The sequence below is a fragment of the Candidatus Pelagibacter communis genome (assembly GCF_001180185.1).
GTDB classification, from domain to species: Bacteria; Pseudomonadota; Alphaproteobacteria; order Pelagibacterales; family Pelagibacteraceae; genus Pelagibacter; species Pelagibacter ubique_F.
Window position 1 is genome coordinate 25,770 of sequence record NZ_CVSS01000044.1, and the last position, 13,513, is coordinate 39,282.

A 13,513-nucleotide genomic window follows, 5' to 3' on the forward strand; every position below is an offset into this window, starting at 1 on the left:
AAATGAATAAAAAAATTAAACTTTTAGTTTGTATTTGTACTCAAAATAGAAAAAAAAAATTAGGTAGATTACTAAAAAGTTTAAACAATCTTTTAAAAATAAATGATATATATTTAAACATTATAGTTGTCGAAAATGAACTTAAGTCTAGGCTTAATAAAAGTAAATTTTTCTATAGAAATGTTAGATCAATAAAATTTTTTTTAGAAGAAAATATAGGAATTTCTTTTGCAAGAAACAGATGTCTTCATGAAGCTAGCAAAATTAATTTCGATTATATGGTCTTTTTTGATGATGATTGTATTGTTGATAAACGTTGGTTGATTGAAAATTTGAATTTTATCAAAGAATATAATTGCGATATAATTACCGGACCTCATCAATCTAAAAATAATCTTTATATTAACCTTATAGAAAGAAAGTTTGAAAGAGGAAAAAGCCTAAATTGGGCATCGACAAATAATGTTATTTTTAAAAAAAATCTATTAAATAAAGAAAAACCAAAGTTTGATTTAAATATTCAAAAAATTGGAGGGGAAGATCAACTATTTTTTATGGAATTGAAAAAAAAGGGATATAAAATATTATGGAACAATCTATCAATAGTTTATGAAGAAAGTTCAAAAAAAAGAAATAATTTTATTTGGTTTATAAAAAGATCTTTTGGTTATGGGTGCTCATCATTTTATATTTATAAAAATTTGTTTAAAAAGACTTATTTTTTTATCCTGATAATTTCCATATTTTATAATTTTTTAAAAATGATAATTAATTGTTTACGATTACCTTTCAGCCCTAAAAGTTCAATTTTAAAAATTTTTCATTTGATCTTTAAAATATTTGGTATTTTGTCAGTTACATTTTTTTCATATGAGATAAAGAGGTATTAAAATAAAAATGAATTTCATTTATTTTTAGAAATCATAATTCCATAATTTAACCAAAAAAAAGTTGCACCATATGTTGTAAAAAAACTTCCACTTGGAATTAGGGGGGCAATTGACATAAGAATAAATAACATGCTTGCTAGAGAATAAAAATTTCCTTTTTGAAAATAATTTTTTATGCTGTAGTAAAAACTAAATAAGATAAAGATAATAAAACTAGAATATCCAAAAATTCCTGTCTCAGATAAAAATTCTAAATGAACTTGGTGAGGATGTGTAGTATTGAGATATTTACTTACTGACAAATTTTCGTTAGTATATTTTTGTTTTTGTGACTCTATTCTGAAATTTTTTAATCCAACTCCAAATAATTTATTTTCTTTAAAAACACTATAACCTTTATCATAAATGTTAAAATATATGTTGTTTTTGGTAATGTAATCAATATCAAGTTTTATAAATGGCTCTAAAAATTGATTATAAAATCTATATTTAAGATTGATATTAAAACTCATTATACCAAATATGATTATTATGAATGAGAATAAAAATATTAATTTTTTATACCATAAATTTTTATTAACAATGAATACAAACAAAATAATCATACTTAAAACTCTTAAAAAATTACCTCTTTCTCCTATGAGTAATGAGATAATTAGAAAAAAAGTTAAAGTTAATAATAATATTTTTTGAGATTTGTATTTTTGATAGATATAAACTGCAACTATTAAAAAAAATGCACTGAAATAATGTCCTATAATTAATTCTTGATTTAGAAATCCCGCCAATCTTCCTGGCATATATGATTTATACCCTAAAGTATTAAAACCAGTGATGTATTCAAAAATTAAATCAATTATAACAACTGCTAATATGAGAGACCAAGTTTTTATTATTATATTTTTGTAAAACTCATTTTTAAGTTCAAAGCAATATTTAAAAGCTAGAGCTAAAATTAAAAATCTTATAAATCCAACAGCTCTAGAAATGCTATTTTCAAAATTTAAACTAAATATTAGATTTAGTAGAAGTGAAAACCAAAATAACAATAATAAGATAAAATATTTATCACTAAATAAATTTATCACTTTTTTTTTTAGGAGTATTAATAAGTATAACAAGGAAATTATCAATAAATTTAGATTTACTATGGCACTTCCAGTAAGTAATGAAATTGGTAAAATTGATAAAAAAAATGTCAGATAGGCCGATAATTTATCATCTTGATAAAATTTTAAATTTGATATGAAATTCATAAAAAATATTGTTATCTTTTATAAATGATGTAATCAACATCAAATTAAAGATAATCAATTAAATGAAAAAATATATTATTATTACTGGTGGAGCAGGATTTGTTGGCTCAAATCTTATTAAAGGATTATTAAAACAAACAAATAAAAATTTAATAAGTATTGATAATTATTCATCGGGATCAAAAAAAAACCATGTTTCGAGTAAAAGAGTTAAATATCTTAAAAATGAAACTAAGAATATTAATTTAACCCTTCATAAGCTGAGAAAAAAAATTCACACAGTTTTTCATTTTGGGGAATTTGCAAGAATTTATCAAAGTTTTAAAAATTTTGATCAATGTTTAAATTCAAATCTTATTGGAACAAAAGCAGTTTTTAACTTTTGCTTGGAAAACAAAATAAAATTGGTTTATTCTGCTACATCCGCAAGTTTAGGTAATCATGGAAAAGACAAAGATTTATCTCCATATGCTTTTACAAAGTCAAAAAATTTAGAATTATTAGAAAATTTGAAAAATTGGTTTAATTTTAAATTTGAAGTTATTTATTTTTATAATGTTTACGGTTCTGGTCAAATTTGCAAAGGCAAGATGGCTACTGTGATTGGAATTTTTGAAAATTTATATAAACAAAAAAAACCTCTTACCGTTGTTAATCCTGGTACACAATCCAGAAGATTTACACATATAGATGATACAATCAAAGTTTGTTTGTTAGCATGGAAAAAAAACAAGAATAAACACTATAGCATTTCACATAAAAAAAAATATTCAATAATGGAAGTTGCAAAATTATTTAATAGTAAAATTATTAGATTACCTGCCAGAAAAGGCGAAAGATATGCATCTGCATTAGCATCTATGAATTTGTCAAATAAAATAATTAAAATGTATGGCTCTGTGGACTTAAAATCCTACATAAAATCAATAATAAAAAGTAATTTATAGAAAATTATTCTCCAAAAGATTGAGATTAATGTTTAGATTTGTAGTTTTTTAACAGTTTACATGAAGGCTATTTTAATTTATACGACGCTTGCCGGTGATTATTGCAAAAGTGTTATACCCGATCCCATTCCGAACTCGGAAGTCAAGCCTTTTAGCGCCGATGGTACTTTGTCTTAAGGCATGGGAGAGTAGGACGTTGCCGGCATTTAATAAAATTTATGAAAATAAAAAGCTCGTTAAAATCAATTAAAAAAAGAGATCTAAATTCTAAGCTAGTTAGAAGAAGAGGCCGAGTTTATATTATAAATAAAAATAATCCTAAATTTAAAGCAAGACAAAAATAATTTTATGGATGATAAAAGCCATAAAGAAACTTGGAATAATTTTACAAAATTTGTTTTGTGGGGATCCATCGCAGTGGTTATAATACTCATTTCGATGGCAATTTTTCTGTTGTGATAATAAAATGAATTTAGCCTCAATTTCAGAAAACATAACTATTGAAAAAAGAGTTGCTATAACACCAGAAATAGCAAAAAAATATTTAGGACTTGGATTTAATTTATTTATACAAAGAGGTTATGGATCTCATTTAGGTTTTGAAGATAATGATTTTAAAGATTTAGGAGTAAATATTTTAGATGATGATAAAAAAGTATTAGATAATGCAGACATAGTTGTCCAAGTAGCATTACCAGAGGATGATAAGTTAAATAATTTAAAAGAAAATAAAAGTCTTATCGGTACATTAAATTCTTTTTCAAATAAAGAAAAATTAGAAAGCTTAAAATCAAAAAAAGTAAATTGTTTTTCTTTGGAATTGCTACCAAGAATAACAAGAGCTCAATCAATGGATATTTTGTCTTCCCAAGCAAACCTCGCTGGATACAAAGCTGTAATTGAAGCATTTAAGATTTATGAAAAAGCAATTCCAATGATGATGACAGCAGCAGGGACCATACCCGCAGCTAAAGTTTTGGTAGTTGGAGCTGGAGTTGCTGGTTTACAGGCAATTGCTACTGCAAAAAGAATGGGAGCCATAGTATTTGCAACAGACGTTAGAATGGCGTCAAAAGAACAAGTTGAAAGTTTAGGAGGGAAATTCTTAACTGTTGAAGGTGCTGAAAATTTAGAGACAGAGGGCGGATATGCTAAAGAAGCCTCTGCAGATTTCAAATTAAAACAAGAAGAGCTTTTATCAGAAACTCTAAAAAAAATAGATATCGTAATATGCACAGCTTTAATTCCAGGTAGAGAGGCTCCTAAGATTATTAAACAGGAAATGTTTAAAAATTTTCAACCAGGTTCAGTAATATACGATTTAGCTGCAATACAAGGAGGAAATACTGTTTTTACAGAAGTTGACAAAATTGTCGAAAAAAATGGCGTAAAAATATTGGGTGAGGGCAATATATTAAATAAATTACCTGTATCTGCTTCCAATTTATATGCAAAGAATGTATTTAATTTTGTTTCTAATTTATATGATAAAGAAAACAAAAAATTAAATCTAAATTTAGAGGATGAGATTATAGAAAAAACATTAATTAAATAGTATTATGGAAATAGACCCTTTTATATTCAGATTAAGTATATTTATATTGTCAATTTTTGTTGGATACTATGTGGTATGGAGCGTTACTCCATCCTTACATACTCCTTTGATGTCAGTTACTAATGCAATATCATCTGTGATTATAGTTGGTGCGATTATAGCTGCTTTATCGGGTAGTGACGGAGTAGTCTTTTCTACATCTAGTATATTTGGTTTTTTAGCGATTATTCTAGCTGCTGTAAATATTTTTGGTGGATTTCTTGTTACCCAAAGAATGTTAGCAATGTATAAAAAAAAGAAAAAGGACAAGTAAATGTCAGCAAACCTCTCTGCAATTTTATATCTAATATCAGGTGTATTGTTCATTTTAGCCTTAAGAGGGTTATCTTCTCCTGAAACATCAAGGCAAGGTAATTTATTTGGAATAATTGGGATGGTGATAGCTATTTCAGTAACATTTCTATCTATAAACAATTTTACGGAGGGATTTGTTTACGTGCTCATATTTTTAGCAATTGGAGGTGGTATTGGAGCTTTCATAGCATATAGAATTCCTATGACCGCAATGCCAGAGTTAGTAGCTGGTTTTCATAGCTTAGTTGGTTTAGCGGCAGTTTTCGTGGCAATTTCAGCTTTCATAAATCCAGAAGCTTTTAACCTCGGAACTCCAGGAAATATAAAGCTTGCTAGTTTGATAGAAATGTCAATTGGAGCGGCTGTTGGAGCGATAACATTTTCTGGTTCGGTAATTGCCTTTCTTAAGCTTCAAGGAATAATGTCAGGTGCACCAATAACTTTTAAAGGTCAACATTTATTAAATGCATTAATATTAACATCTATTGTAATTCTAACTTTTTATTTATGTTTAACTCAATCATCTTCACTATTTTGGGTTTTGATCGCAATTTCATTTTTAATCGGCTTTCTAATAATTATTCCTATTGGTGGTGCAGATATGCCTGTTGTAATTTCTATGCTTAATTCATACTCAGGATGGGCTGCAGCTGGAATCGGATTTACTTTAGAAAATTCAGCTTTAATTATTACAGGAGCTCTAGTTGGTTCATCTGGTGCAATATTATCGTATATTATGTGTAAGGGGATGAACAGGTCATTTTTTAATGTCATTCTAGGAGGATTTGGATCTACTGATCAAATTTCAAAAGACCAAGATAAAGAACAAAGACCAGTTAAAAGTGGAAATGCTGACGACGCTGCTTTCTTAATGAAAAATGCTTCGTCTGTTATTATTGTACCCGGATATGGAATGGCAGTCGCGCAAGCACAACATGCACTTAGAGAGATGGTAGATACTTTGAAAAAAAACGGAATAAAAGTTTCATATGCAATTCACCCTGTTGCAGGAAGAATGCCAGGCCACATGAATGTTTTGTTAGCAGAAGCAAATGTTCCATATGATGAGGTTTTTGAATTAGAGGAAATTAACAACGATTTTGCTCATGCAGATGTGGCATACGTAATTGGAGCAAATGATGTAACTAATCCTGTTGCAAAAACAGATCCACAAAGTCCAATTTATGGTATGCCAGTTTTAGATGTTGAAAAATGTAAATCCGTTTTATTTGTAAAAAGAAGTCTTTCACCAGGATATGCAGGTATAGATAATGATTTATTCTATAAAGAAAATACATTAATGTTGTTTGCTGATGCAAAAAAAATGACAGAGGAAATAACAAAGAGTTTGAATTAATATCTTGTTCATTAAAATAATTTTAATAAATTAAAATAATATAATGAACAATGAATTAATATTATTTTATCCCTCTTTTGAGAGAGGTGGAGTAGAAAAAATACTTCAAAATTTAATTGAGAATAACAATTCCTTTAAAATAAATTTAATAAGTACAAAGAATGCTTTAAAGGTAATAGATCAAAAAAAATTTAAATTTAATTTTTTTGAGGTAAAAAAAAAATTCATTATTCCATTTTTCCCAGAAAGATTTTCTACAGCAATAAATGCAATGATAATTTTATTCAACATTGTAAACCAAAAAAAAAAAAAATTTGTTATTCATTCAATGCAAAGTAACGTTGCAGCTATTATTATTGGAATCATAAAAAATCAAAAAGTTATAATAAGAAACTCTGAAAATGCTATTTTTTCTATTCTCCATGCAGAAAATAGACTATTTGCATTTATAACAACTTTGTTAAAGATTTGTTTTTATAATTTCGCAGATGGAATAGTTACTAATTCTGTTGGATCAGGAAAAAGTTTAAAATATTTTGTAATTAATAGAAAAAAGATTAAACCCATCTATAATCCTTATCTTAAAAGTAAAAATAATAAAAAGCATTTAAAAAAAAATATCATAATTAATATTGGTAGATTGAGAAAACAAAAAGATCATTCAACCTTGATAAAAGCTTTTCAGATATTTTCTAAAACAAATAAAAAATATAAATTATTAATATTGGGTAAGGGAAATTTAGAAAATAAACTTAAACAATTATCCATTGACCTCAAAATTAATGATAAAGTTATTTTTAAAGGTTGGAAACAGAACACATCCTTTTATTTAAAAAATTCAAAATTATTTGTATTTAGCTCAAAGTATGAGGGTTTAGGCAATGTTCTAATTGATGCTATTAATTATAACATTCCATGTATTTCAACAAACTGCCCTAGTGGACCTAGTGAAATATTATTGAACGGAAAAGGTGGTTACTTAGTTAAATCAGGTTCACCTCAAATACTTGCACAAAAAATGTCGTTTGCAATTCAAAATTATTCTCTTTCTTTAAAAAAAAATGCTTATGCGAAAAGAAAATTAAATCGTTTTTTAATTTCAAATCAAGTTAAAAAATATTATGATTATTTAAACAGTTTTTATAAAAATTAAAATTTTGATTTAATTTATGCCAACTAAAATCTTCTGTGACATTGCTGATATAAGCTTAATTAAAAAATTTAGTAAAAAAAAGATAGTTAAAGGTTTTACAACAAATCCAAGTTTAATGAGGAAGGCGGGTGCGAAAAACTACGAAACTTACTCAAAAAAATTAGTTCAAGCCTCTAAAAATAAGCCTATCTCTTTAGAGGTTTTTGCTGATGATCAAGACTCTATGATAAGTCAAGGCATTAAAATGAATAGCTGGGGTAAAAATATTTATGTGAAAGTTCCAGTGATAAATACTAAAAAAAAATTCACCGGCAAAGTTATTAAAGAACTTAACCAAAGAAACATAAAGTTGAATATTACAGCAGTTTACACCGCAAATCAGACAAAAAAAATTCTTAAGATGATAAATAAAAAATCTAAGGTGATAATTTCTATATTTGCTGGAAGAGCAGCAGATGTTGGCAAAGATCCAATACCTGAATTTATTAAAAGTATTAAATATGCAAAAAATTTTAAAAACGTAGAAATTTTATGGGCGAGTGTAAGGGAACCTTATAATTATGTTCAATCAAAACAAATTGGTTGTCATATAATTACTATCCCTCCCCAAATTATTGAGAAAATAGAAAATTTTGGAAAAACATTTGATAGGCTTACTTTAGAAACAGTAAAAGCATTTCTTGTAGATAGCAAAAAATCTAAATTTAAAATTTAAAGATAATTGGTTGCGGGGGACGGATTTGAACCGCCGACCTTCAGGTTATGAGCCTGACGAGCTACCAGACTGCTCCACCCCGCGGTAAATTAAATTCTATTTTTAAGTTTATTAAGTTTTTTTACTCTTTTAATGTTTTCTTGCAATATTCTCTTTTTTTTTTCTGATGGTTTTTCGTATGTATTTTTCAGCTTTATTACTTTAAAAAAACCATCTCTTTGAAGTTTTCTTTTTAAAACTCTTAGAGCTTGTTCAACATTATTATCTTTTACTTCTATTTTAATAACTACCTCCAAAAAAGTGAGTAATTAACACTTTTATTTTTTTATGTCTATAAATTTTATTCATTAATTTTCAGTAAGTTGAGATAGTTTTTCTTTTTCTTTTTGTTTTTTCTCTCTTTTAATTCTTCGCTCTGCTTTCTCTATAGCATTAATTAAATCTTTTTGAGAAAATAAATTCAATGCTACAGGATCTTTAGGATTTAAATTATTATAATTCCAATAACTTTTGTTTCTAATTGATGTTACAGAATTTTTTGTAATACCAACTAATTTTGCAATTTGTGAATCTTTAAGAATATTATATTGTTTTAATAACCACAGAGCAGAGTCAGGTTTGTCTTGTCTTTTTGAAAGTGGAATATATTTTTTAGTTTTTTTTTCTGAGTTGGAAATTTCTATATCTGTGCTTTTAATTTTTAATTCTCTATTTTCATCTTTTGACGAAAGCTCAATCTCTTCTCTTGTCAATTGTCCAGATATGATTGGATTATAAGCTTTAATCCCTTTAGCAACCTCTCCGTCTGCTATTCCCTGTATTTCTACTTCATGCATTTTGCAAAAATCAGCAATTTGTTTAAATGTCAGGGTAGTATTTTCAACTAACCAAACAGCAGTAGCCATTGGCATTAAAGGTGCATTTGACATTTAACTTTTATTTTCTGATTTAAAATTTTGAAATTTTTTATTAAATTTACTTATTCTTCCCTTGTCCATTAGTTTTTGCTTACCACCTGTCCATGCTGAGTGTGATTTTGGGTCAATCTCTAACTTTAAAACCTCACCCTCTTTTCCCCAGGTAGATTTTGTTTCAAATTGTGTTCCGTCAGTCATCTCAACTTTTATTGAATGATAATTAGGATGAATATTTTTTTTCATGACGAGACTTATAACAAAAGAATTTTCTAAAACAATTAAAAGTTATTCAATTTTTCTAACAATTTTATATTAATATCAGCACTAGAGGCAATAATTTTAATATTTTTATTGACTGACATATCAATTTCATTAATTATTCCACCAGCTTCTTTTACTAATATAATTCCTCCGGCAATGTCCCAGAGATTTAAATCGTTCTGGAAATATCCATCATATCTACCTGCTGCAACATAGGCCAAATCAAGAGCTGCACATCCTGATTTTCTATATAATAAATCAAACTCTGCTTTAATCTTTCCTCCAGTGACAAACAAACAATCATTAATCTGATTTTTTTTTGAAACTCTTACTCTGTGATTATTAAAATATGCACCGTTATTTTTTTCAGCAAAAAACATTTCGTTTTTAATTGGATCAAAAACTAGACCTGAAATTATTTCGTTATCTGATTTAAGAGCGATTGAAATTGCAAAATGTGGTATGCCATGTAAAAAATTTATAGTTCCATCAATTGGATCAATTATCCATGTATTGTTTTTATCTTTGTTAGTCTCTATTCCATGCTCCTCACTAATAATTGAATAATTTGGTCTAGCTTTTTTAAGCTCATCAATTATTATTTTTTCTGCTTTTAGATCTGAATTGGTAACAAAATCTAATGGACCTTTTTTAGAAACTTGTAATTTTTCGATTTCACCAAAATCTCTAATAAGAATTTTTGAAGCTTTCTCACTTGCTTTTATCATTATATTTAAGTTTGCAGATATTGATTTCACAGAATTAAACTTTTTTAATATATTCTAAATTTCTTGTATCAATAATAACATTATCTTCTGCCTCAATAAATGGAGGTACATTTATACTTAGGCCGTTTTCTAATATCGCAGGCTTATATGAAGATGAAACTGTTTGTCCTTTTAAAGCAACATCTGTTGATTTAATTTTACAATTGACTTGATTTGGTAAGGATACAGAAATTGGATTATCGTTATAAAAACTTATAGAAACTTCTAAATTTTCTGTAAGTAATTTACCTTTATCACCTATTATATCTTTTTTAACCTCAATTTGTTCAAATGATTTTGGATCAATGAAAAAATAATTATTTTCATCTTCATAAATATAATTAAAATTGGTTTCTTCTACAGACGCTTTCTCTACAGTTTCACTAGATCTAAATCTTTCATTAAGTTTTGTATTTTTGTTTACACTTTTCATTTCAACTTGAGCAAACGCACCACCTTTTCCAGGTTTAACGTGTTGCGTTTTTAAAACTTGCCATAAGTCATTTTTGTATTCCAAAAGCATTCCAACTCTTATTTCATTCGCATTTATTTTCATTTTAAATATTCAATTGTATCTACTGGTTTAAGTTTCTTATTATTCCAAATGTAACCTGAGATAGCCAAAAAGTCTGCTTTGTTCAACAAAAGTTTTTTGTAGTTTAGATTATTTATCCCGCCTATAGCAACAACATGAATATTAGCTGAGATTTTGAGTTTTTTTAATAATTGTAAATTCGCTTTATATTTTACTTTTTTTGTTTTTGAGGGGAAAAATGCTCCAAAGGCGATATAATCAGCACCATCATTTATCGCGTTTCTAGCAAATTTTAATGAATTGTGACAGGTTATTCCAATAATTTTATTGTTAATTAATTCTCGAGCTTCTTTAACACTTTTATCTTTCTGGCCCAAATGACATCCGTCAGCATTAATTTCTTTTGCTAGCCAAGGGCTATCATTTACTAAAAATTTCACATTTGTTTGTTTACAAATTTTTTTTATTTTTTTTCCAATTTCTATTTTTTTTTTTAAGGAGTAATTTTTAAATCTCATCTGAAAAAAGCTTATTTTTTTTGTTTTAAGAACTTCTTTTAGATCTCTATAAAAGTTTTTATAAACTTTATTGGGTGAGATAAGATATATAAATTTTTTCTTATTTATTCTCAAGTTCGCTCGACCATTTTCCTTGAGCAGCTAAACTACACATTTTAGCTCTGTGATCAAACACTGCTTGAGTGCCCTTAATATCTTGAGTATCTTTTGCCCAATGTTTTAATGCACTTTGCTGTAGAGCTCTTCCATATGAATAGGACATAATAAAATTTGTATTATTAAATTTATTTATTAGATTTAAATTTTTGGTTGCTTGAATTTCTGTTTGACCTCCAGAAAGAAAAGCTATACCAGGCACTTCTTTTGGAACCGATTCCCTTAAACACTTTACAGTAAGTTTAGCTGTGTCCTCATTTGATATTTGGTTTTTTGACTCTAATCCGGCAAGTATCATATTTGGCTTCAAAATTACTCCAGATAAATCAATTTTATGTAAAACTAACTCTTCAAAGCATTTTTTTATTACTTCTGATGTTTTATTGAAACAATCATCTGCAGAATGATTACCATCCATTAGAACTTCAGGCTCTACTATTGGAACCATTCCACACTCTTGAACTAATGCTGCGTATCTAGCTAGCGCGTGCGCATTAGATTTAATTGAAAGTTTGCTAGGATATTTTTTTGAAATATTGTATACCCCTCTCCATTTGGTAAATTTTGCTCCAAGTTTTGAATATTCTTTTAATCTTTCTCTTAAACCGTCTAAACCTTCAGTTATTTTTTCATCTGGACTTCCTGCCATTTGTTTAGCCCCTGTGTCAACTTTTATGCCAGCTATAGAGCCTACTTCAGAAAGAAGATTTGGAATACTTTTGCCATCACTTGAATTTTGTCTAATCGTCTCGTCGTATAAAATTACTCCTCCAATAAAATCACTAGTCCCTTTTGAAGAAAATAAAGTTTCTCTAAACAAGATTCTGTTTTTAGCACTTGACTCTACATTTACACTTTGTAATCTTTTAGTCATAGTTCCGGTGCTTTCATCAGCAGCAAGAATACCCTTACCTTTTTCTAAAATTTTGTGGGCTATTTTGTTTAACTCAGTCATAAATTGAGGGCTTTTATACCAGGAATTTCTTTACCTTCAAGATACTCTAAAAAAGCACCACCAGCAGTTGAAACAAAATTAAGTTTTTCTATCGCTTTGGTTTTATTTAACACCGCGATTGTATCTCCACCACCAGCAACAGAATAAATTTTATTTTTTAAATCACTAATTTTTTTTGCTATTGCTTTACTCCCAACTGCAAAATTAGGATTTTCAAAGTATCCTGCAGGCCCATTCCATAATACTGTTTTGCTTTTATCCAATATTGAATAAATTAAATCGATAGTTTTTGGTCCAATATCTAAAATAATGTCATCATTTTGTATGTCGGATAACTCTTTAATCATTGCTTTATCTTCTACCTTTTTACCAACTGCAACATCTATTGGAGATATAATTTTGCACTCATATTTTTTTGCTAAAGAGAAAATTTCGTCAATAATTAAATGATATTCTGTTTCATATATTGATTTACCAATATTGAAACCTTTATGTTTTAAAATATTATTGGCCATGCCTCCAACAAATATAAGATTTTCGAATTTAGGAATTAAATTTTTAATCACGGTTAATTTTGTTGAAATTTTTGAACCTCCTATAATACAAGTGATTGGTCTATCAATGTTTGATGTTACTTTACTTAATGCAGATATCTCTGTATCCATTTGTATTCCACAGTATGAAGGTAAAAATTTTGTGATTTTATCCACTGAGGCATGAGCTCTATGTGAACAAGAAAATGCATCATTAACGTATATTTCTCCTAAATTAGACAGAGTTTTGGCAAACTCTTCATCGTTTTTTTCCTCTTGCTCATAAAATCTAATATTTTCTAAAAAAATAATTTTGTCATTTTCTTTTTTGAAAATAAAATTTGAACCAAAATTAAAAATTCTTTCATCAACTAGTTCAATTTCTTTATTAAGTTTCTTTTTAAGATAATGACAAACAGGTAACATAGATAAAGATTTGTCAATTTTACCTTTAGGTCTTCCTATGTGAGAAATAATAATTATTTTTGCTTTTTTTTTTATTAGATAATTTAAAGTAAGCAAAATCTTATCTATTCTAGTTGTATCAAGAATTTTGCCATCTTTTAATGGAACATTTAAATCAAGTCTTAACAAAACTTTTTTATTATTTAAATCATCTAAATCTTCAATTTTTTTCATAAGTT

The 13,513-nt window shown here is 27.3% G+C and carries 18 protein-coding genes, 1 tRNA gene and 1 rRNA gene; 10 read left to right on the forward strand and 10 right to left on the reverse strand.

Features of this window, described 5'->3' with window-relative positions:
* Window positions 1-2 precede the first annotated feature (2 nt).
* Window positions 3-890, forward strand: coding sequence for a glycosyltransferase family 2 protein (locus AMN95_RS03660; RefSeq protein ID WP_075522628.1), 888 nt, complete (start codon window positions 3-5; stop codon window positions 888-890).
* Between the two features lie 14 nt (window positions 891-904).
* On the opposite strand, the gene AMN95_RS03665 is transcribed toward AMN95_RS03660, so the two are convergent.
* Window positions 905-2,146 (reverse strand): O-antigen ligase family protein, encoded by a 1,242-nt coding sequence (locus AMN95_RS03665; RefSeq protein WP_075522629.1) that lies wholly within the window; start codon window positions 2,144-2,146, stop codon window positions 905-907.
* Window positions 2,147-2,208: 62 nt separating this feature from the next.
* Here AMN95_RS03665 and AMN95_RS03670 point away from each other — a divergent pair, with 62 nt between their 5' ends.
* The 9 genes from AMN95_RS03670 (at window position 2,209) to AMN95_RS03710 (ending at window position 8,227) form a co-directional block, all read left to right on the forward strand.
* On the forward strand, window positions 2,209-3,093 hold the full coding sequence (locus AMN95_RS03670; RefSeq protein WP_075522630.1) for an NAD-dependent epimerase/dehydratase family protein: 885 nt from the start codon (window positions 2,209-2,211) through the stop codon (window positions 3,091-3,093).
* 90 nt (window positions 3,094-3,183) lie between these two features.
* Window positions 3,184-3,298, forward strand: a 5S ribosomal RNA gene (rrf, locus tag AMN95_RS03675).
* A 13-nt stretch (window positions 3,299-3,311) separates the two neighbouring features.
* Window positions 3,312-3,437, forward strand: coding sequence for a type B 50S ribosomal protein L36 (gene ykgO, locus AMN95_RS03680; protein ID WP_075522631.1), 126 nt, complete (start codon window positions 3,312-3,314; stop codon window positions 3,435-3,437).
* A gap of 4 nt (window positions 3,438-3,441) precedes the next feature.
* Window positions 3,442-3,552 (forward strand): aa3-type cytochrome c oxidase subunit IV, encoded by a 111-nt coding sequence (locus AMN95_RS03685; protein WP_075522632.1) that lies wholly within the window; start codon window positions 3,442-3,444, stop codon window positions 3,550-3,552.
* 7 nt (window positions 3,553-3,559) lie between these two features.
* On the forward strand, window positions 3,560-4,648 hold the full coding sequence (locus AMN95_RS03690; RefSeq protein ID WP_075522633.1) for a Re/Si-specific NAD(P)(+) transhydrogenase subunit alpha: 1,089 nt from the start codon (window positions 3,560-3,562) through the stop codon (window positions 4,646-4,648).
* A gap of 4 nt (window positions 4,649-4,652) precedes the next feature.
* A complete protein-coding gene (locus AMN95_RS03695) occupies window positions 4,653-4,961 on the forward strand; it encodes a proton-translocating transhydrogenase family protein (protein ID WP_075522634.1) in 309 nt (102 codons plus the stop codon).
* Entirely contained in the window at window positions 4,962-6,359 is a 1,398-nt protein-coding gene (locus AMN95_RS03700) for an NAD(P)(+) transhydrogenase (Re/Si-specific) subunit beta (protein WP_075522635.1), read from the forward strand.
* 43 nt (window positions 6,360-6,402) lie between these two features.
* Window positions 6,403-7,512 (forward strand): glycosyltransferase, encoded by a 1,110-nt coding sequence (locus tag AMN95_RS03705; protein ID WP_075522636.1) that lies wholly within the window; start codon window positions 6,403-6,405, stop codon window positions 7,510-7,512.
* Window positions 7,513-7,528: 16 nt separating this feature from the next.
* The gene (locus tag AMN95_RS03710) at window positions 7,529-8,227 is read left to right on the forward strand and encodes a transaldolase family protein (RefSeq protein WP_075522637.1); all 699 of its coding nucleotides are present in this window, start codon (window positions 7,529-7,531) and stop codon (window positions 8,225-8,227) included.
* Between the two features lie 7 nt (window positions 8,228-8,234).
* Here AMN95_RS03710 and AMN95_RS03715 read toward each other — a convergent pair.
* The 9 genes from AMN95_RS03715 to AMN95_RS03755 form a co-directional block, all read right to left on the reverse strand.
* A tRNA-Met gene (locus AMN95_RS03715) sits at window positions 8,235-8,311 on the reverse strand.
* A 5-nt stretch (window positions 8,312-8,316) separates the two neighbouring features.
* A complete protein-coding gene (rpsU, locus tag AMN95_RS03720) occupies window positions 8,317-8,511 on the reverse strand; it encodes a 30S ribosomal protein S21 (protein ID WP_075484443.1) in 195 nt (64 codons plus the stop codon).
* 63 nt (window positions 8,512-8,574) lie between these two features.
* Window positions 8,575-9,156, reverse strand: coding sequence for a cell cycle transcriptional regulator TrcR (locus AMN95_RS03725; RefSeq protein ID WP_075522638.1), 582 nt, complete (start codon window positions 9,154-9,156; stop codon window positions 8,575-8,577).
* Window positions 9,157-9,387 (reverse strand): 50S ribosomal protein L31, encoded by a 231-nt coding sequence (rpmE, locus tag AMN95_RS03730; RefSeq protein WP_075522639.1) that lies wholly within the window; start codon window positions 9,385-9,387, stop codon window positions 9,157-9,159.
* 35 nt (window positions 9,388-9,422) lie between these two features.
* The gene (locus AMN95_RS03735) at window positions 9,423-10,163 is read right to left on the reverse strand and encodes an inositol monophosphatase family protein (protein WP_082256666.1); all 741 of its coding nucleotides are present in this window, start codon (window positions 10,161-10,163) and stop codon (window positions 9,423-9,425) included.
* A gap of 4 nt (window positions 10,164-10,167) precedes the next feature.
* Window positions 10,168-10,728 (reverse strand): elongation factor P, encoded by a 561-nt coding sequence (gene efp / locus AMN95_RS03740; RefSeq protein ID WP_075522640.1) that lies wholly within the window; start codon window positions 10,726-10,728, stop codon window positions 10,168-10,170.
* Window positions 10,725-11,339: a thiamine phosphate synthase gene (thiE, locus tag AMN95_RS03745; RefSeq protein ID WP_082256667.1), complete on the reverse strand. Its 615-nt coding sequence runs from the start codon at window positions 11,337-11,339 to the stop codon at window positions 10,725-10,727. The genes efp and thiE overlap by 4 nt, the downstream gene beginning before the upstream one ends.
* On the reverse strand, window positions 11,326-12,336 hold the full coding sequence (locus tag AMN95_RS03750) for a class I fructose-bisphosphate aldolase (protein WP_075522642.1): 1,011 nt from the start codon (window positions 12,334-12,336) through the stop codon (window positions 11,326-11,328). Before AMN95_RS03750 ends, thiE begins: the two co-directional genes overlap by 14 nt.
* The gene (locus tag AMN95_RS03755) at window positions 12,333-13,508 is read right to left on the reverse strand and encodes a phosphoglycerate kinase (RefSeq protein WP_075522643.1); all 1,176 of its coding nucleotides are present in this window, start codon (window positions 13,506-13,508) and stop codon (window positions 12,333-12,335) included. The genes AMN95_RS03750 and AMN95_RS03755 overlap by 4 nt, the downstream gene beginning before the upstream one ends.
* Window positions 13,509-13,513 lie beyond the last annotated feature (5 nt).